We start from the raw sequence: 20120 nt of genomic DNA, 5'->3' as shown, positions 1-20120 counted from the left end.
CTTATCCTCCTTTATTTTAATTTTTTTATTGCTTCTAACACTTTTTCTTCAATATCTTTTTTGTCTATTGCATTTTTTACAAATACTATATTAAAATTCAAATTTTTTAACTCGGATTCTAATTCGGAAGTTGAAACAACTAAATCCGCTACTTTCCCTTTTACGGAACCAAGGTCACACGCCTCTACATTAGCAGCAATTCCATTTTTTTTTAAAATTTCATCAACAGCCATCTTGAGAATTAAACTAGTGCCAAATCCCATGCCACAAACCGTTACAATATTCATACCATCACTCCTTTATCAATTAGCTCACACAATTTTGCCTCAGCTTCTTCCATTATTATATGGCTAAGAGCCATTGCAAATTCTTCACAGAGATCAGACTCTTTATCAGGTATCGTAATACTTATATCTACTAGTTCACCTAATTTGCCTCCATTATTTCCCAAAAAGCCTATTGTCTTAATACCCATTCTTTTTGCTTTCTCGACTGCTTTTATAACATTTAGAGAATTACCACTTGAACTAAGCGCGATAAGTATATCTCCTTTTTTACCTATTCCTTCCAGCTGCCTTTCAAAAACTACACTATAATCGTAATCATTTCCTATCGCTGTTAAAGTACTTGTATCTACAGTTAAAGCTACCCCTGCAAACCCTCTCCTCTCTCTCTTAAATCTACCAACTATATCTCCTGTAATATGTTGGGCATTAGCTGCACTTCCACCATTGCCACATGTTAAAACTTTATTACCATTTTTAATACATTCTACTATTTCTGAGCTAATTAAATGAATCTTGGCTATCATTTCATTGTCAACATAATTTAAAACTCTTATTCTCTTTTTTATAGCCTCTCTTGCATCAAGCAATTTCCTCTCCTCCTTTTTTATATTTACTATAGGTCTTTGCAGAATCCCAAAATCCTTATGGATTAAGGGATTCTGCTATATATTTTCAAAGGAATTCCTCCACTTTCGTCGAATTTATATAGAGAACCAAATCCCAAAAAGAAATGGAGGAAATCCTATGAAAATCAAAGCTAAACAACTTTCTCTCTCCGATATTTACGATGATGTTCAATCCTTCTTTGAAGAAGATAAACCCAAGTTTATTAAACTCTTTGATTCCTTTATTGATTTATCTGAACTTATTCCACCTTCTTTTTACGCCCATTATTATTCTCACTTCGGGCGTCATAGGGATTTTTCTCTTGAATCTATGCTCACTTCTTTGATTATCCAAAAAATTCTCTCTATCCCTACTGTTCAACTCCTTGTCCATGTTCTTAAGCTCTCTAAAGAATTAAGAGAGCTTTGTGGCTTTAAAAGAGTCCCTCATCCTTCTCAATTCTCTAGATTTAAATCCATTTTCCTCAAAGATTTGGAGAATTTCTTCAATAATCTTGTTAATTTAACTGAGCCTATTTGTCAGGCTATTAATCCTTCACTTTCTAATATCCTCATCGCTGATACTACTGGCTTTCAACCTTATGTCAGAGAAAATAATCCTAAGTTCTTTGATTCCCTTTATAGAAATATTAAAAAGTTCTCTAAATCTAATCCTGATTTTGATGCCCACTCTTATGCTTGTTCTAAAATGCCTAAGTTCGCTCACTCTAATCCTGATGCTAAATTCTCTTATATTAATGGCCATTATTGTTACTCTATCAAAGCTACCATCCTCACTAATGGCTTAGGCATTATTCAGCATATTAGTTTCTATGACGATGATTCTTTAAATGTCAATACTGCTAAATCTGCTGCCGAGTCTAAAGATTTGTACGATTCTAAAACTTTAATCCCTTCTCTTAAGGAATTCTTTAATTTACATCCTAATTTCTCTTATAGATACTTCTTAGGTGACGCTGGGTTTGATTCTTTTGATAATTACAAATACTTGTTCTCAGAGCATGGCATAATCCCTATTATCCCTATTAACCCTCGAAATTCTAAAAACTTACCTCAGCCTACTTTTAACTCTGATGGTATCCCTACCTGCCCCCGTGACCCTTCTCTTAAAATGTCCTATGATGGCATCGTCCGGGAAAAAGGTAGAACTACCAGAATTAAATGGCTTTGCCCTATGTCCAAAAAAGTTAGACTAAACGGTAAAACTACTTATATCCTTCAATGTGATAACCCCTGTACCTCTTCTAAATGCGGCAGAATATTCTATACTACCCTTGATATTGATTTTAGAAAAAACACTGTTGTCCCTCGTAACTCTAAAAAGTGGTCCAAACTTTATGAAAAACGCCCTATTATTGAAAAATCTATTTCTCTTTTAAAAAGTTCTATCGCTGTTGATAGCTTTAAACTCATAAATACCAGGTCAATCAAAGCTGATGTTTTTCTTGGGGCTATCACTCAACATATTGGTTTAATTATTACTGCAAAACTTGGTACTTTTGAACATCCTTTATCTTTGAAAAAACTTTTGGCTTGATAACTTGTTCTTATGGTTTGATTCGTTTGTCACCTTTTTACATTAAAAAGGTGTGTTAGGTATTGTCTTTTTTGAATTTGTATCTTTCTTCCATTTCTCTTTTCCCCTCTTGAGCGTGCCTTTAAAATGTAATTTCTTTATTTTGTTCCTTGTAATGTAACTTTTTTACTCTAATATTTATCTCATTTTGCAATCACCTATATATTTACTAATATATTCCAAAACCTCCTCCTTTCTTTCGGCTGTTGCTAATAAAGACACAAATTTCTCATCCCCCAAAAGTTCTACCAGTTCGGATAATGCTTTAAGGTGTGAAGAATGGTCAATTGCACAAAGAGAAACTACAATTTTTACTGGATCGTTTTCTTTGTTTCCAAAGTTAACAGAATTTTTTAGTGTAATTAAGCTCATGCCTATTTTTTTTGCCCCTGCTTCTGGCCTTGCGTGAGGCATTGCTATTCCTGGTGCAATGACAATATAAGGGCCTATCTCTTTTACAGTGTTTATCATTGCATCAATATATCTTGGCTCAATTGCTCCGCTTTTCTCTAATAACTCACCTCCTATCCTCACTGCTTCTTCCCAATCTTTTGCTTCAACATTCAGTTTTATAGTATCCTCAGTCAAAAGGTCTTTTAACACTGGTTGCACAACTCCTCTCGCATTTTCATATGATGCTATATTTAAAAATTTTGATAAATCTTCCATCAATTTTTCACGATTGTTTATGACACAATGCTTTTCTATTATTTTTATTAAATCGTCAATAACTGTATGTTGTACTTTAGGTTTAATAACAAGATTTTTTAATAATTCTATGTCTTTTTCTGTAAGAAGAGGATTTACTTCAATAGTTTTAATCCCTTCATATTGGATTGGAACAGTAGACACTATTAAATCTACATTTTTTTCTTTTAATATATCTTTTACCTGATGGTATGCAACAGTATCTACTATATTTACATCAAAAACTAATTGTAATCTCGAAGAAAGAAGTTTCGCCGTACCTATTCCTGTACCACATACAACGAGGATATTAGGCTTAGGTGCTTTAGTAGCTTTTAGTCTTTCAATCGCAGCACCAAAATGTATTGTAAAATAACCTATTTCTTCGTCATTTAACACTTTGCCTGTATAATCTTCTAAAGGTTTTAAACTTTCTTTGACTATTTCAAACAATTCTTTATAATTCGCTTTAATCTCATCCAAAATAGGATTTTTTAATTTAAGGCCGTGCCTTAACCGGTATACTGTCGGTCTCAAATGGTCCAAAAGCCCTTCAAAAAGCTGTCTATCTCCTGACAAATCTTGATTTATTTTGCTGCTGACATTTCTAATAATTTTTTCTGTTAATAACTGATACCCAACCCAATTTTCATTAGCATAAGGTCGCGTTTTTGTTACATTGCTTCCTAGAAGATGAACTGTAATATATCCAATTTCATCATGTGGAATAGAAACCTTAAAATGGTCCTCCAGCATTTTTGCAATATTTGATGCTACAGCAAACTCTTTTGTAATTTCTAAAGCTTTTAATTCTTCTTTTGGCATAATTATGTCTTTCCCAAGTTGTATCCTTTTAATTGCTATTGCTATGTGAATTACAAGGCCAGAAAATGCAGCATCAGAAAAAACAGTTTCCAGTTCTCTTTCTGCTATTTGTATACATTCTTCGATATAAGGTATGTCTATATCCTCAAACAGCTTGGTAATTTGTTTATCAATTCCTACACTAGAACGAGTATAAATCGGAGATTTTACAATATCCAATGCCTTATCAATATCAATTACCTCTGTTAAAAGTTCTATAGCGGCTCGTCTTAATTGTTTTTCATCCCCCACAACTTTGATTCCATATTTCGGTGCAGACTTTAACTGAAGTCCATGACGTGTAAGCCACTCTCTTACATCTTTTAAATCTTTTATAATGGTACTTCTTGACACCATCAATTTATCTGCAATGCTATTGATAGTGATGTAGTCTTTTTGCTGTATAAGTTCACTTAATATGATATTTACTCTTTCTTTTTGTGATAAGTTGTAATAATAAATATTAAGATTATCAAGAAGAGATAAAACTTTATTTCTGTGTTCCAATAGTTCAGAAAATTTCACACCTACATTCGGTTTGCGCATCAATTGTGGCAAATTATTGTACTTTAAAAACTCATCAATTGTATCAAGGTCATATCTTATAGTTCTACTGCTTACATTGAATATTTTTGCAAGGTCAGAAATTTTAATAGGCGCATTAGAATTAATAAGTTTAATAAGAATTTGAGTACATCTTTCATTGAGTGTGATAATTATCACCTCTTTCATTTTAAATTATATTCTATTTACACTATAATGAAAAGCTTAACATTTTTCAATGTAAATGTGGCAAAAGTAAACTAAATAAAATAACAAAAAAATAAACTGCGGAAGGTAAGTTATTCGCCTTCCGCAGTTTATTTTTAAAATTTTGACATAAATTCTTTCATTCTTTTCACTGCTTCTTCTAAGTTTTCCATAGATGTTGCATAAGCCATGCGAACATGCCCTTCACCATTTTCTCCAAAAGCATTTCCCGGTACAACTGCAACTTTTGCTTCGTAAAGGAGTCTCTTAGCAAATTCCATTGAGGTAAGGCCTGTCTTTTTTATTGAAGGGAATATGTAAAAAGCACCCTTTGGCTCAAAACAATCGAGTCCCATTTCTCTCACACTTTGAAGCAAATACTTTCTTCTTTTGTCGTACTCTTCTCTCATCATTAAAATATCTCCGTCCCCATTTTTTATAGCCTCTATGCCCGCATACTGACACATCGTTGCTGCTGCTGTTACGCCGTATTGGTGTATTTTTGTCATATGTTTTATAAAATATTCTGGTGCCGCTATATATCCGAGACGCCAACCTGTCATCGCATAGGATTTAGAAAAACCGTTTATAGTAACCGTCCTTTCCCACATGTCTGGCAAAGATGCAAAACTTACATGTTCAAAACCACTGTATACTAGCTCAGAATAAATTTCATCAGTAACTACAATGAGGTCATACTTTTTGACCACTTCAGCTATCTTTTCCATCGCCTCTTTTGGCATTACTGCCCCAGTTGGATTGTTAGGATATGGTAAAATTAATACTTTTGATTTGTCTGTAATGTATTTTTCTAAAACATCTGCCCTTAGTACAAAGTCATCTTCTTCATATGTTGGCACAAAAACAGATTTGGCACCTGCGAGTATTGTACAAGGATGGTATGCCACAAATGAAGGCTCTGGAATTAATACTTCGTCTCCTTCCTCTACCAAAGTATTTAAAGCGACGTATATTGCTTCTGTAGCACCAATTGTGACTAAAATTTCAGTTTCCGAATTGTAAGAAAGGTTATACCTTCTTTTGAGATAATTTGAAATTTCCTGCCTTAGTTCAATAAGCCCTGGATTTACAGTATATCCTGTTTTACCTTCATCGAGGGCTTTTTTCGCTGCTTCCCTTATGTGCTGAGGCGTTACAAAATCTGGCTCTCCGATAGCAAGGGATATTGCTCCCGGTACCTCTCTAGCCATGTTAAAGAAATATCTTATGGTAGATATTTCTATGGACTTTGCTCTTTTTGCCACTCTGTCTTCAAAGTTCATCTCTAATCCCCCTAAAACAATAGTTTTATTATTATAGTTCTACAAAAATCTTAAAAATCCTCTATCGAGTAGGAGCTGAATAATTATTTTATTCAGCGTCCTCTCACACCACCGTACGTACCGTTCGGTATACGGCGGTTCATTAGGAATTGTGTACAATTAGATATCTTTGGGATAAACTCTTATAACCTATGCTTTCAAAGTATTTATTTGTAAGAGTCTTATTTAGGATTGGGCTATTGGATATTCTCCAGTAGCCTTTCCTTGTATTGGCGTATTCCCAGGCTTTTTGTTCTTCTACTCCTAGTTTTACTAAGTTATCATGCTTCGTTTTTATCTTCTTCCATTGTTTCCATATACATGCCCTTAGTCTTCGCCTTATCCATTCGTCAAGGGTTTTCATTATGCTTTTCGCGTCTGCTAATCCAAAATAGTTGACCCATCCTGTTGTTATTTGATTTAGTCTTTTTATTCTGTTTTCCATGCTTATTCCCTTGTTCCGATTGGTTATTTCTCTTACTTTTTCCTTAAACCTTTTGATGGATTTTTCATGGATTCTTATTCTTACTTCGTTTTCTTTTGTATAGAATGAAAATCCAAGAAATTTTCTTCTCCATGGTCTATCTACAGCACTTTTTGCTTCGTTGACTTTTAGTTTTAATTTGCTTTCTATGAACTTCTTTATGCTCTTCATTACTCTGTTTCCTGCAGACCTGCTTTTTACATATATGTTGCAGTCATCTGCATATCGGCAGAATTTATGCCCTCGTTTCTCAAGTTCTTTGTCTAGTTCGTCCAACATTATGTTTGCTAATAGGGGACTTAATGGCCCTCCTTGGGGTGTCCCTTCTTCTGTTGATACTTTGATTCCGTTTATCATTACTCCTGATTCTAGGTATCTTCGTATTAACTTTAGTACCCTTTTATCTCCTATCCGCTTTTCTAGTTTGGACATTATTATGTCGTGGTTTACTCTGTCAAAGAACTTTTCTAAGTCCATATCTACAACCCACGTGTATCCTTCATTTATGTATGCTTCTGCGGCTTTTATTGCGTCTTTTGCACTGCGTCCTGGTCTGAATCCATAACTGCTATCTGAAAATGTATGGTTGTAGACTTTATTTAGTATTTGGGCTATTGCTTGTTGTATTAGTCTGTCTAGTACTGTAGGTATTCCTAGTAGTCTTACTCCTCCATCTGGTTTGGGAATTTCTACTCTTCGCACTGGTTGTGGTTTGTATTTCCCCTCCAGCAGTTGTTGTTTTATGGTTGCCCAGTTTTCTTTGAGATACGGTAGAAGTTCATCTACTTCCATCCCATCGACTCCATGGCTTCCTTTATTTGCAACAACGCGCTTGTATGCTGCTTCCATGTTCCTTCGTTCTACTATCATTTCAAGCATCTTGCTGGTATATCTTTGTACTTCGTTTCTTCCATCTTCCGACGCCGATGATATACTATGCACTTCCGTTGTCTTTTGAAATTCCATTTCTCTATTCAACGGATAGCCTCTTTGTTGAGTTGTCTGCAGTCTCTGCATATCTTTCGAGTCCATAAGATTTCCAAAACCTCCTAACGTTCGGTCCTTCCTTATCTATTCATGTCTAGATAAGTACTATGACCTCTGCTGACTTCTCAAGGTTCAGCCATACATCACTGCATGGGTTGTCACTTCAGATTTTACTTCCATGACTTATCCTTGAGACCTCCCCGGGTAAGAACGATAACTTTCATCTCATATATCTGCCAGATTTACTGTATGGGATTCGGGTAGTGTTGGACTTCGTTTTGTTACGCAAACTCATCCACCCCAATTCAGCCTCTTATCTGGTTCTTGTTCATCAGACCGAGATTTTGCCTTAAGCTTCCTTCAGATTCCACCTCACGATGGACACCCTTGCTCTTGGCTAGTGGTTCCCACTACCAAGCCCACAGCGGACTTTCACCGCCTAGCTATCGCCCATGCCGGGCGCACATAATCAAAAGCACTCCACCGCAAAAAGGTGGAGTGCTTTTGATTATTATTCAACGACCACATCTGACAAAACTAATTTTACTGGATTTGCTAAAGAATCTCCTACTGGGCAAGTCTTTTCTATAAACTTTGCAAACTCTTCTACTTTTTCTTTCGGTGCATCTGTCTTTATGTGCATTTTAAATCTTATCTCTTGAAAACCTGGCCTTACACCAGCTTTTCCCATGAATCCGTCTACATCAAGATCCCCTTCTAATTCAACCCAAAAGCCTTGTAGGTCTATACCTTTTGCCTTTGCAAAAGCAGCTGCAACAATCGTCTGGCAAGAACCTAAAGCGCAAAGCAAAGCCTCTACAGGATTCATTCCTTTATTCGTACCGCCTAATTCTTTAGGCTCATCTAAGATTATTTTAAAGCCTCTTACCTCGCTTTCAACTGCTAAACCTTCTGGTAATTTTCTTGAAACCGCTTTAAAGGTTTCAATTGCCATTTTAAACTCCTCCTTTTATTTTTCAAATTTTATGTATTTCGAAAGCTCTATAAGAGCTTCGAAAGCATATAGATAAATGACGTTAAAATTACACTTTGTGTACAGACTCACCAACGATGTCCTTAACAGCTTCCATAATAGTTTCACTTTTAGTTGGGTGAGCATAAACTGCTTTTTTCAGGTCTTCTACTTTTGCTCCCGCCTGACAAGCAGTTGAAAGTATGTGTATAAGTTCAGAAGCTCCACTACCTACCACCCATGTACCGACTACTTCTCCTTTTTCATTTGAAATTACCTTTGCAAAGCCCTCTGTTTCTCCATACGTCTTGGCTCTTCCATTGTGTTCAAAATTAAATCTTCCCACTTTTATATCGTTAAATTTCTTTCTCGCTTCCTCTTCAGTATAGCCAAAATATCCAATCTCTGGCTCTGTAAATACTGCTGCAGGTATTTTCGCATAATCTAATATACTTTGTTCTCCAAAAATATTATCTACTGCTACTTCCCCTTGTGCTGAAGCAACATGAGCCAACATCATTTTGCCTGTGACATCACCTATAGCATAAACCCCTTCTAAATTTGTCCTCATGTGTTCATCAACTTTAATAGCTTTTCCTTCAAATTCTAATAGTTCTACAATTGGACCAATATCCGTATTTAACTTCCTCCCTATAGACACAAATACCTTGTCTGCGTATATGTGTTTTATATTTTCACCATTTTTAACAGATACTATGCTTCCGCCGTTTTCTTCTTCATCTATTCTCTCAACCGTTGAAGAAGTATATATTTTAATCCCTCTTCTTTGAGCCACGGCCCTAATAAAAGAACTTATCTCTTTATCAAGTGTAGGAAGAATGTCTGGCATCATTTCAACAACAGAAACTTTTACTCCAAATTGATTCATTATAAAGGCGAATTCCATGCCTATTACTCCGCCACCTATAATGCATAAACTTTGAGGTAAAGAGGTCATTTCAAGAATAGTATCGCTATTCATGACATTTTTAGAATTAATGCCTTCAATAGGAAGTTCAGCAGGTGATGACCCAGTTGCAATAATAATGTTTTTCGCTTTAATTTTGTTTTCTCCAAATAGTACATTCTTTTCCTTGTCAACTTTTGCTTCAGCGTAAAACAAGTCCACTCCATTAGCCTTCAGCAAAGCATTAATGCCTTCAACAAGCTCTCCTACAATACCATCTTTTCTCTTTACAACTTGAGTATAATCAAAAGAGTTTACTTTTACATCAAATCCAAATTCTCCAGCTCGTTTTAAAATGTCATACACTTCGGCAATTCTTGCATAAGCTTTTGTTGGTATACATCCTCTATTTAGACAGGTACCACCTAATTTATCCTTTTCAAATAAAGCTACTTTTGCACCTTTTTTAGCAGCTTTAATAGCAGCAACATATCCTCCAGGACCTGCCCCTATGACAGCTAAATCATATTCTTTGTATTCATACTTAATTTCTTTTTGCGTCTCGGAAGGCTTGACTTCTTCAGACTGTGTAATAATTGCAATAATATTCCCAGGCTCGACTGTAGTTCCAGCAGGACAAACAATTTTTGAAATAATGCCTTCATAATCACTGTACACTTCAAAGCTCATTTTATTTACTGCTACATCACACAAACAAGCCCCTTTTTCTACATATTGCCCTTCTTCAACATACCATTTTGTAATTCGCCCGCTTTTCATGGTATCTGACAAAGCAGGCATCTTTATTTCTATATCCATCAATATACCTCCACTTCCGTCTTTCTTAGTAATTTTGACCACTAACAATATCTCATTTGGCAAACTGTACCCTGGTGGGAGGGGGTTGAATTTGATAAAATAAAAACGATAATTATTTAACAATTTCGTTTGTATATATTTTACCACTTTTCCGTTAAAAGTTCAACAACCTAAAAATATTTTTAACCTCTCAGAACATCACTTCTATTAAATTGTCAACAGTTATGTTGGCAAAATAATCATTCATGTCAATATTTGAAAGCACTTTTCTTATCTCTTCTTCTGAATGCTTTACTCCTTTTAAAAGGTTTTCTACCTCTGAAACATCGTATTTTCCAAAAAAGTCTCCATAAATTTTTATATCTTTTATTATTCCCTTTTCTACATTTAAATTTACTTCTACAGTGCCACCAGTAAATTTTTTCTCATTTTTAAAACTGTAATCTGGCGATGTTCCAAAATTCCATTCCCATGTGCTATACTTTTCTTTAACCAATTTCTCTATTTTTTTTATGTCTTCCTGCGTAAATTCATACATTTCACTTCCACCGGTTTGTTCTCTAATGTGATTCATAATGAGGTCTATAAACTGTTCTATTGTAATAGGCTCTTTTAGATGCTCACTTATGTTTGTAACTCTTTTAGACACAGATTTTACACCTTTATCTTCAAATTTTACAGGTCGCACTTTCAGTGCTGCTGACAAATCTGTAATGCTGGAAGAAAACAAAAGTGTTCCATGGTGTAATATTCTATTTTTGTAATAATACTGCGCATTTCCTGAAATTTTTTTGCCGTCAATTGTTATGTCATTTCTCCCTGAAAACTCAGCATTAACAGAAAGTTTTCTAAGCACATCTATAATTGGCTGTGTAAATCTTTTAAAATCACTGAAACTGCTGACATCCTCATTTACTATAAAAGTAAAATTTAAATTGCCGAGGTCGTGAAAAACCGCTCCTCCACCCGATAATCTTCTGACAACTGGAATTTTATGTTGTCGCACATAATCCAAATTTATTTCCGCTAATGTGTTTTGATTTTTGCCTACTATAATGCTAGGTTCATTTCTCCATAACATGAAACATTCTTCTTGGAATTCTTTTAAAACGTACTCTTCAGCAGCTAAATTAAAATAGGGATTTGTGTTCTTATTGTAAATATATAACATATCCACCTCTCCTCGTTTTGATTATTGACTATTACGGGGAATATAATATAATAAAAGTATAGCATATTTTAAAAAAATTTAATACTGTTCTAGATGAAGATAGCGAGAGATATCTTTGTAAAAAGATAGCCGAAGGGGAAATATAAAGGCCCGCCAAGCCTTTATAGAAGCTCTCAGGCAAAAGTATCGCTATCGGATAGACCTCTGGAAAGCTCGCAAGAGCACCGAAGGAGCAATACATAAGTAGAAGCTCTCAGGTCAAAAAACAGAGGAGTTGTGATGGCATATTCTCTTGTTGTGCTCATCATAACTCCTCTTTTAAATTTTATGAAAGGGTGTGGTATGTTTGGATAACCTCAAAAAAACACCTCTTTTTGAACTTTACAAAAAATATAATGGAAAAATCATTGACTTTGCAGGATGGGCTCTCCCTGTTCAGTTTGAAAGTATAATCTCTGAACACGAAGCAGTGAGAAATGCTGCAGGACTCTTTGATGTTTCTCACATGGGAGAAATAACTGTAAAAGGAAGAGAAGCTTTTAAGTTTTTGCAAAATCTCATAACAAATGATTTGTCAAAACTAAAAGGCAATCAAGTCCTTTATACTTTTATGTGCAATTACAATGGCGGCGTTGTAGATGACTTATTAGTCTACAAATATTCTGATGAACACTTCTACTTGGTTGTAAATGCGGCTAATATAGAAAAGGATTACAAATGGATGAAGGATAACAAAGGAGTATATGAGGTAGAGATAAATAACATTTCAGATGAAATTTCAGAGCTTGCAATACAAGGTCCAAAAGCAGAAGAAATACTTCAAAAACTTACAGATACTGATCTTTCGCAAATCAAATTTTTCTGCTTTAAAGACAATGTAAAAATAGCTGGAATCGAATGCCTGGTATCAAGAACAGGATATACGGGTGAAGATGGCTTTGAAATTTACATGCCTAATAAATACGCAGTAGAATTGTGGGAAAAAATAGTGGAAGTTGGAAAAGAATATGGACTTAAACCGGCAGGATTAGGGGCAAGAGATACTTTGAGATTTGAAGCAGGTTTACCTCTATACGGAAATGAACTTTCAGAAGAAATAACTCCTTTAGAAGCAGGTTTTGAGTTTTTCGTCAAATTTGACAAGGGCAATTTTATCGGAAAAGATGCTCTACTAAAGCAAAAAGAAGAAGGGCTTAAGCGTAAAATCGTGGGATTTGAAATGATAGACAATGGAATTCCAAGACATGGTTATGAAGTGCGTGCTCACAATCAAAAAATCGGCTATGTAACAACAGGGTATTTCTCTCCTACACTAAAGAAAAATATAGGTCTTGCATTGATTGATTCAAAATATGCCCAATTAGGAAATCAAATTGAAATTGTGATAAGAAATAAGCCACTTAAGGCTTTAATCATAAGCAAAAACTTTTACAAGAAAAATTATAAAAAATAGGAGGTTTTTGGTATGGAAGTTTTAGAAGGCTTGTATTACTCAAAAGACCACGAATGGGTCAAAGTAGAAGGAGATAAAGCATACATAGGAATAACTGACTATGCACAGCATTCCTTAGGAAACATAGTGTACATTGAGCTTCCAGAAGTAGGTGCAGAACTCTCGGCTGGCGATGTACTTGGAGTCGTAGAATCTGTAAAAGCTGCATCTGATGTTTACACACCTGTAGATGGAAAAGTACTTGAAGTAAACAATGCTATCGTTGACGACCCCTCTTTAGTAAACAATGACCCCTATGGCAGTTGGATGGCATTAGTAGAACTCAAAGACAAGTCACAGCTTGATAATTTGATGACAGCCGAAGAATATAAAAAATTTTTAGATGAGGAGTGAGAGCATGTTTCCTTACCTTCCTGCCTCCTCCAATGACGAAAAAGAAATGCTAAAAACAATAGGAAAAAATTCTATAGAAGAACTGTTTGAAAACATACCTCAAGAAGTTCGCTTAAAAAGGCCTTTAAATTTAGGTAAGCCCATGTCAGAAATAGAGCTTACAGCTCACATAAAAAAATACGCTAAAGAAAATAAAAGCCTTGAAGAGCTGACAAGTTTTTTAGGCGCTGGAGTATATGACCATTACATTCCTTCTGTGGTAAAGCACATAATATCTCGTTCTGAATTCTACACGGCCTACACTCCTTACCAGCCAGAAATAAGCCAAGGAACACTACAAGCTATCTTTGAGTACCAGACAATGATTACAAACCTTACAGGAATGGAAGTCACAAACGCTTCAATGTACGACGGAGCAACAGCCTGCGCAGAAGCTGCAATTATGGCTTGTGAAAATACAAAAAGAAAAACCATATTAGTTTCAAAAACTGTAAATCCAGAAACGCGAAAAGTTTTAAAGACTTATATGCATTTTAGAGATATCCAAGTAATTGAAATAGACGATAATGAAGGAGTAACAGATTTAGAAAAATTAAAAGCGGAAATTGGGACTAACACTGCGGCAGTAATTGTACAGTATCCTAATTTCATGGGAATCATCGAAGACCTGCAAGAAATTGAGAAAATAACCCATGAAAATAAAGCAATGTTGATAACTTACGTACATCCAATACCTCTCGGCATACTTAAATCGCCAGGAGAAATTGGCGCAGATATAGCTGTAGGAGACGGTCAGTCTCTTGGCAATGGATTAAATTTTGGTGGCCCTTATCTTGGTTTTTTAGCTACAACACAAAAGCTTGTGCGGAAAATGCCAGGAAGAATAGTAGGCCAGACAAAAGACGTAGATGGTAGACGTGCTTTTGTGCTTACTTTGCAAGCAAGAGAGCAACACATAAGAAGGGAAAAAGCCACTTCGAATATATGCTCAAACCACTCATTAAATGCCTTAACAGCTGCAGTGTATCTAGCAACTATGGGCAAAAAAGGTATAAAAGAAGTGGCTTATCAGTGCACTCAAAAGGCTCATTACGCTTTTTCAATGCTTACCGCATCAGGAAAATATAAACCTGCTTTTAACAAGCCCTTCTTTATGGAATTTGCATTAAAGACTGATGTAGATGTAGACTTAATTAATAAAAAACTTTTAGAAAAGGGCATATTAGGCGGATACAACCTCCACAGAGATTACGACAAATACAAAAATACAATGTTACTAGCCTTTACAGAAAAAAGGACAAAAGAAGAAATTGATGAGTTAAAAGCTCTGTTGGAGGTGATAGAATGAAAGAGTACAATAAATTGATATTTGAATTGTCAAAGGAAGGAAGAAAAGCCTACACTCTCCCTAAGTTGGATATAGAAGAAAAACCTTTAGAAGACATACTTCCGCAACAAATGATGAGAAAAGAAGAAATAGAGCTTCCCGAAGTAAGTGAAGTAGACATAATAAGACATTACACCCTTTTATCAAATAAAAACTACGGCGTCGATACGGGTTTTTATCCATTAGGTTCTTGTACTATGAAGTACAATCCTAAAATAAATGAAGACATGGCATCCTTTATCGGTTTTACAGCTCTACATCCCTATCAACCAGTAGAAACTGTGCAAGGCGCTTTGAAACTCATGTATGAATTAGAAAACATGCTCTCTGAAATAACTGGAATGGACAAATTTTCATTACAGCCTGCTGCAGGTGCCCACGGAGAATTGACGGGACTCATGATAATTAAGGCCTATCACGAACACAGAAATGACAAAAAACGTAAAAAAATAATCGTGCCAGACTCTGCTCATGGTACTAACCCCGCTAGTGCAGCAGTTGCAGGTTTTGACGTAATTGAAATTAAATCCAACAAAGAAGGGGCTATAGATTTAGAAGCCTTAAAGGCTGTTTTAAATGATGAAGTAGCAGGACTTATGCTGACAAACCCAAGTACTTTGGGGCTTTTTGAAGAGAACATAGTAGAAATCGCAAGATTAATACACGAAGCAGGAGGTCTTCTATACTACGATGGTGCAAATCTAAATGCTATAATGGGAATTACGCGTCCTGGAGACATGGGATTTGACGTTGTACATCTCAATCTTCACAAGACCTTCTCTACACCTCATGGCGGTGGTGGCCCGGGTTCTGGACCTGTAGGTGTCAAAAAAGAGCTTGCCGACTTTTTGCCAGTGCCTGTAATAGAATTTAAAGACGGCATATATAGCTTAAACTATGATAGGCCGCTTTCTATTGGAAAAGTGAGAAGCTTTTATGGCAACTTCAATGTGCTTATAAAGGCTTATTCCTACATTTTAACTATGGGAGCTGAAGGACTTAAGAGAGCCAGCGAAATGGCAGTTTTAAATGCTAATTATCTTAAAGAAAAACTCAAAAATCACTACAAAGTCGCTATTGACAAAGTATGCATGCATGAATTTGTTTTAGCTGGTCTTTTAGAAAAAGTCAATGATATCACAACATTAGATGTAGCTAAAAGACTTATAGACTACGGTTTCCATCCACCCACAATATATTTCCCATTAATTGTTGACAGCGCCATAATGGTAGAGCCTACTGAAACAGAAAGTAAAGAAACATTAGACGCTTTCATTGAAGCAATGATTAAAATAGCAGAGGAAGCAAAAGAAAATCCGCAACTTTTAAAAGAAGCTCCACACAACACGCCTGTAAGAAGGGTTGATGAGGTACTGGCTGCAAGAAATCCTGTTTTAAAGTGGAGCAAATAGAGGGGGACCATTGAAAAAGCGGGGGATAAAAAAGACGGGACATACCCGTCTTTTTTATCTTTCCTTGCTGCGAGTTGCTACATCAAATATGACAGCGGCAGCCAAAACTATTCCAAGAATTATATATTGAAGCGAAATATCCACTCCTAGAAGATTCATTCCATTAGTCAAAGTTGACATAACAAATGCTCCAATCAATGAGTTGATTACTTTTCCCACTCCGCCTGCTGCAGATACTCCTCCTATATAAGCTCCAGCAATAGCATAAAGTTCAAAAAGAGTACCAGCAGTAGTTGTAGCTGATTGAAGTCTGGAAGCAAACAATATTCCTGATAAACCTGAAAGAAAACCCATCGAAGCAAAGACAATAAGGGTAATTTTTTTCACATTAATTCCACTTAAAGCAGCCGCTTCTGGATTACCACCTACTGCATAAATATGTCTTCCCAAAACGGTTCTATTAGTAATAAAACTATAAATAACTGTGGTAATTATCATAATTACAAGGGTCCATGAAATCCCTCGATGAGCTGCTAAAATAAAAGTTATATATAACAATAAAGCATCAATAAAAAGCAATTCGATAAGGAAAATGTCTAGTGGAAGTACATCAAATCCTCTTTTAATTTGTTGGGCTCTATTCTTAAGAGAAAAATAAACAATTAGCACTGCTGCTACAATACCCACTAACAATGTAAGCTTATGATAATTAGGTAAAATATTATTTATAAAAGGCAAGTCTGGAATAAAACCGTTGCCTATAGCATTAAAAGTTTTATTGGTAATTATAATAGTTCCAGATCCTTTTGTAGCCAACAAAAGAGCGCCACGATAAGCTAACCAACCTGCTAAAGTAGCAACAAAAGCTGGGATTCTTAAGTAGGTTACTAGCGAACCGTTTAGTAATCCAGCTAATGTTCCTAATCCTAGCACTATTATAATGGCTGATAAAGCAGAAAAGTGATAAAATTGCATCAATATAGCTGCAATTGCTCCTAAAAATCCAGACAAAAATCCTACAGAAAGGTCAATATGTCGTATAACAATAATTAAAGTTTCTCCAATTGCAAGAACAGCTATATATCCCGTCTGGTCCACAAGATTACTAATATTTACAGGTGATAAAAAATCGCCGCCAGAGAGGGCCGCAAAAACAGCCATTATTGCAAAAAGTGCTATAAACATAGCATAATCTCTTACATGATCTTTCAAAAATTCTTTTAAATGGCGAATAAATTCCTTCAATCTTAAACCCTCCTTTAGCTCACGGCATAAGCCATTACGATTTCTTGATTGGCTTCTTCTGATTTCAATTCCCCTGTAATTTTACCTTTGCTCATTATATATATTCTATCACTCATTCCCAATATTTCCGGTAATTCAGAGGATATAAGGAGAATGGCTTTGCCTTCACTTGCTAATTCTCTTATTAATGTGTATATTTCATATTTTGCGCCAACATCTATACCTCTTGTAGGTTCATCCAAAATAATGACATCTGGTTCAGCAAAAAGGCCTTTAGCTACCAAAACTTTTTGCTGAGTCCCTCCGCTCAAAGTAGAAACATTAACTTCAACATTACGAGCTTTTATATTAAGTCTTTTCTGAAAACCTTGGGCTATTTCTATCTCTTTGGCTTCATCAACTGTAATTCCTTTCTTCAAAGCTTTTAAATTCGCCAAACTTATATTTTCCTTTATGCTGTTTATCAAAATCAGCCCTTTTTCTTTTCGATCCTCCGTTAAATAAAGCACTCCCTGCTTAATTGCATCTTCCGGAGTCTTAAACTTTACTTTTCTGCCATTTAATATTATATCTCCAGAAATAATGTAGCCATATGGATTCCCAAAGAGGCTAAGTCCAAATTCTGTACGTCCAGCACCAACTAATCCAAATAACCCTACTATTTCTCCTTTTTTTAATACAATGTTTGCATCTTTTACTAAATAGCGGCCTGTATTGGGTTCAACTACATTCCAATTTTTAGTTTCCATTATAGGTTCATCTAGAGGTTCGGCTATAGGCATTGGATAAAGATTTGTAATCTCTCTTCCAACCATATGTTTTATTATCTTTTTTTCATCTACTTCTTCAGTTTTGCAATTAAAATAGGCTACTGTTTGCCCATCTCGTAAAACAGTTATAGAATCCGCCACTTTCAAAACTTCTTTTAATCTATGACTTATAAGAATAATTGTAACTCCTTGTTCTTTAAGTCCTTTTAAAAGAATAAGGAGATTTTCACTTTCAGTTTCGCTTAAAGCAGAAGTTGGCTCATCCAGAATTAACACTTTGGGATTTTTTGAAAGTGCTTTTGCTATTTCAACAAGCTGCTGCATACTTACACTAAGGTCCTTAGCCTTTACAGTAGGATTAATATTTTCACCTTTGACTTTTAATAAAAGTTGTCGTGCTCTTTCTATTTCCTCAAAAGTATCTACTATACTTCCCTTTTTAATTTCATTTCCCAAAAAGATATTCTCATATACTGTCATCTCTGGAACTAAAGAAAGTTCTTGATGGATAATGGAAATTCCGGCTTTTTCACTGTCTTTTATGCTAAAAAATCTTACAGGGTATCCCTCAAGTCTTATCTCTCCTTCGTATTCACCATAAGGGTATACCCCGCTTAAGATTTTCATTAAAGTACTTTTGCCGGCTCCATTTTCTCCAACTAAACAATGTATCTCCCTTGGTTGAACTTTAAAATTTACACCAAATAATACTTGTACACCTGAAAAACTTTTACTTACGTTTACAAGCTCTATAAGCGGGGTACCCATTCTTTACACCTCCAACATTATTTAGGCCAAGTAAAATCGCTTTCTTGGTAATATCCAGAATCTATTAGAACTTGTTTTACATTATTCTTATCCACTACTTGTACAGGAGATGGTTTAGAAGGAACATCTTTTACACCATTATTATAAGTTTTCGTAGCTTCTGGCGTTTTTCCGTCCAAATATGTCAAAGCAGCATTTATCGCATCCTTAACAAGAACCCTAACATCTTTAAAGACAGTCATGGATTGTTTGCCATCAATAATGTATTGAATAGATGGTTTTTCAGCATCTTGTCCAGTAATTACATAACTTTTAATGTCCGGATCTGCTTTAAAAGTATCTGCTATTGACCTTGCGGTACCGTCATTAGGAGCAAGTATAAATACATTACCCTTTAAATCTTTTGTTGCCTTAGCAAGGTTTGCCTGAGCAAGGTTTTTAGCAGTATTAAAATCCCAATTTGTAGTAATTTGTCCTATAATACTTGCCATTTCATCACGAGTTAAGTCTTTTTTATCTTTTAATGCAACTGCTTTGTCAGAATTTGCAATTACAAAAGTACCATCAGCGATCTTTGGCTGTAAAACTTCCCATGCTCCTTGGAAGAATAAGAAAGAGTTGTTATCAGACAAAGCACCAGCATAGAGATATAGAGGATTGCCTTTACCTGTTGCATGATCAACTAAATATTGACCTTGTTCTTTACCTACCTGTACACTATCAAAAGTGACATAATAATCTACTGCATCTGTGTTAAGTATTAACCTGTCATAAGATATAACCTTTACACCTGCTTTTTTAGCTGCCTCTGCAGAAGCTGCTGCCGCATTTGCATCGTGAGGGCACAAAATAAGTACTTTTATACCTTTACTTAGCAAAGTTTCTACATTAGCTTTTTCTTTAGCAGGGTCACCTTGGCTGAAAAGAATTTCAGCAGAATAAGGGGTATTCTTTAATGCATCCTGAAAGCGTGTCTCATCTTGAATCCATCTGGGTTCATCTTTTGTCGGTAATACAATACCAACGGCCAATTGTTTTTTCTCAGAAGTTTGCTCTGAGGAATTAGAAGTTTGTTTTGAGGAAGAAGAACAACCACCAAGAAAAGCAGATACTAACAATAGGAATGCTATTACTACTACTATAAGTCTGCGCTTGTTACTCATTGTACATTACCTCTCCTTTCTAAAATTTTATTTTAATAATTAATTCTACCTCCCCCCTCAAATTGCCTCTGGAACT

16 protein-coding genes and 2 riboswitches are annotated in these 20120 nt (G+C 35.4%); of the genes, 5 read left to right on the top strand and 11 right to left on the bottom strand.

Annotated features, from left to right (window positions below; all coding sequences use genetic code 11):
* Positions 1-11: 11 nt before the first annotated feature.
* The gene (locus tag EB239_RS03700; RefSeq protein WP_003871553.1) at positions 12-287 is read right to left on the bottom strand and encodes a PTS sugar transporter subunit IIB; all 276 of its coding nucleotides are present in this window, start codon (positions 285-287) and stop codon (positions 12-14) included.
* A complete protein-coding gene (locus tag EB239_RS03695; protein WP_003871552.1) occupies positions 284-874 on the bottom strand; it encodes a D-sedoheptulose-7-phosphate isomerase in 591 nt (196 codons plus the stop codon). Before EB239_RS03695 ends, EB239_RS03700 begins: the two co-directional genes overlap by 4 nt.
* Positions 875-1031: 157 nt before the next feature.
* On the opposite strand from EB239_RS03695, the gene EB239_RS03690 reads away from it, so the two are divergent.
* On the top strand, positions 1032-2450 hold the full coding sequence (locus EB239_RS03690) for a transposase (protein ID WP_003871455.1): 1419 nt from the start codon (positions 1032-1034) through the stop codon (positions 2448-2450).
* 177 nt (positions 2451-2627) lie between these two features.
* Here EB239_RS03690 and EB239_RS03685 read toward each other — a convergent pair whose 3' ends face one another.
* From EB239_RS03685 to EB239_RS03655, 6 genes are all read right to left on the bottom strand, one after another.
* Complete coding sequence (locus EB239_RS03685) at positions 2628-4772, bottom strand: BglG family transcription antiterminator (RefSeq protein ID WP_003871456.1); 2145 nt, start codon at positions 4770-4772, stop codon at positions 2628-2630.
* Positions 4773-4906: 134 nt separating this feature from the next.
* Positions 4907-6073, bottom strand: a complete 1167-nt coding sequence (locus tag EB239_RS03680) for a pyridoxal phosphate-dependent aminotransferase (RefSeq protein ID WP_003871457.1) — start codon at positions 6071-6073, stop codon at positions 4907-4909.
* 142 nt (positions 6074-6215) lie between these two features.
* Positions 6216-7628, bottom strand: a complete 1413-nt coding sequence (gene ltrA / locus EB239_RS03675) for a group II intron reverse transcriptase/maturase (RefSeq protein ID WP_129545087.1) — start codon at positions 7626-7628, stop codon at positions 6216-6218.
* A gap of 466 nt (positions 7629-8094) precedes the next feature.
* Positions 8095-8538: an OsmC family protein gene (locus tag EB239_RS03665; protein WP_003870816.1), complete on the bottom strand. Its 444-nt coding sequence runs from the start codon at positions 8536-8538 to the stop codon at positions 8095-8097.
* Positions 8539-8626: 88 nt separating this feature from the next.
* A complete protein-coding gene (lpdA, locus tag EB239_RS03660) occupies positions 8627-10282 on the bottom strand; it encodes a dihydrolipoyl dehydrogenase (protein ID WP_003870815.1) in 1656 nt (551 codons plus the stop codon).
* Between the two features lie 190 nt (positions 10283-10472).
* The gene (locus tag EB239_RS03655; RefSeq protein WP_003870814.1) at positions 10473-11453 is read right to left on the bottom strand and encodes a lipoate--protein ligase; all 981 of its coding nucleotides are present in this window, start codon (positions 11451-11453) and stop codon (positions 10473-10475) included.
* 93 nt (positions 11454-11546) lie between these two features.
* A riboswitch (glycine riboswitch) is annotated at positions 11547-11652 on the top strand.
* A gap of 2 nt (positions 11653-11654) precedes the next feature.
* Positions 11655-11725: riboswitch (glycine riboswitch) on the top strand.
* A gap of 74 nt (positions 11726-11799) precedes the next feature.
* On the opposite strand from EB239_RS03655, the gene gcvT reads away from it, so the two are divergent.
* From gcvT to gcvPB, 4 genes are read left to right on the top strand one after another with little or no spacing between them, the layout of a single operon-like run.
* Positions 11800-12906, top strand: a complete 1107-nt coding sequence (gene gcvT / locus EB239_RS03650; RefSeq protein WP_003870813.1) for a glycine cleavage system aminomethyltransferase GcvT — start codon at positions 11800-11802, stop codon at positions 12904-12906.
* Positions 12907-12918: 12 nt separating this feature from the next.
* Positions 12919-13299 (top strand): glycine cleavage system protein GcvH, encoded by a 381-nt coding sequence (gene gcvH / locus EB239_RS03645; protein ID WP_003870812.1) that lies wholly within the window; start codon positions 12919-12921, stop codon positions 13297-13299.
* A 4-nt stretch (positions 13300-13303) separates the two neighbouring features.
* Positions 13304-14647 (top strand): aminomethyl-transferring glycine dehydrogenase subunit GcvPA, encoded by a 1344-nt coding sequence (gene gcvPA, locus EB239_RS03640; protein WP_003870811.1) that lies wholly within the window; start codon positions 13304-13306, stop codon positions 14645-14647.
* A complete protein-coding gene (gene gcvPB, locus EB239_RS03635; RefSeq protein WP_003870810.1) occupies positions 14644-16098 on the top strand; it encodes an aminomethyl-transferring glycine dehydrogenase subunit GcvPB in 1455 nt (484 codons plus the stop codon). Before gcvPA ends, gcvPB begins: the two co-directional genes overlap by 4 nt.
* Before the next feature lie 54 nt (positions 16099-16152).
* On the opposite strand, the gene EB239_RS03630 is transcribed toward gcvPB, so the two are convergent.
* The 3 genes from EB239_RS03630 to EB239_RS03620 are packed head-to-tail and all read right to left on the bottom strand — an operon-like array spanning position 16153 to position 20044.
* Positions 16153-17343 carry a sugar ABC transporter permease gene (locus EB239_RS03630; RefSeq protein ID WP_003870809.1) on the bottom strand — a complete coding sequence of 397 codons (1191 nt, stop codon included), beginning with the start codon at positions 17341-17343 and terminating at the stop codon, positions 16153-16155.
* Positions 17344-17357: 14 nt separating this feature from the next.
* Complete coding sequence (locus tag EB239_RS03625; protein WP_003870808.1) at positions 17358-18881, bottom strand: sugar ABC transporter ATP-binding protein; 1524 nt, start codon at positions 18879-18881, stop codon at positions 17358-17360.
* Positions 18882-18898: 17 nt separating this feature from the next.
* Complete coding sequence (locus tag EB239_RS03620) at positions 18899-20044, bottom strand: sugar ABC transporter substrate-binding protein (RefSeq protein ID WP_003870807.1); 1146 nt, start codon at positions 20042-20044, stop codon at positions 18899-18901.
* Between the last annotated feature and the right edge of the window lie 76 nt (positions 20045-20120).

Source organism: Thermoanaerobacter ethanolicus JW 200 (genome assembly GCF_003722315.1).
GTDB lineage: Bacteria > Bacillota > Thermoanaerobacteria > Thermoanaerobacterales > Thermoanaerobacteraceae > Thermoanaerobacter > Thermoanaerobacter ethanolicus.
This window is presented reverse-complemented; position numbering and strand designations above follow the sequence as displayed.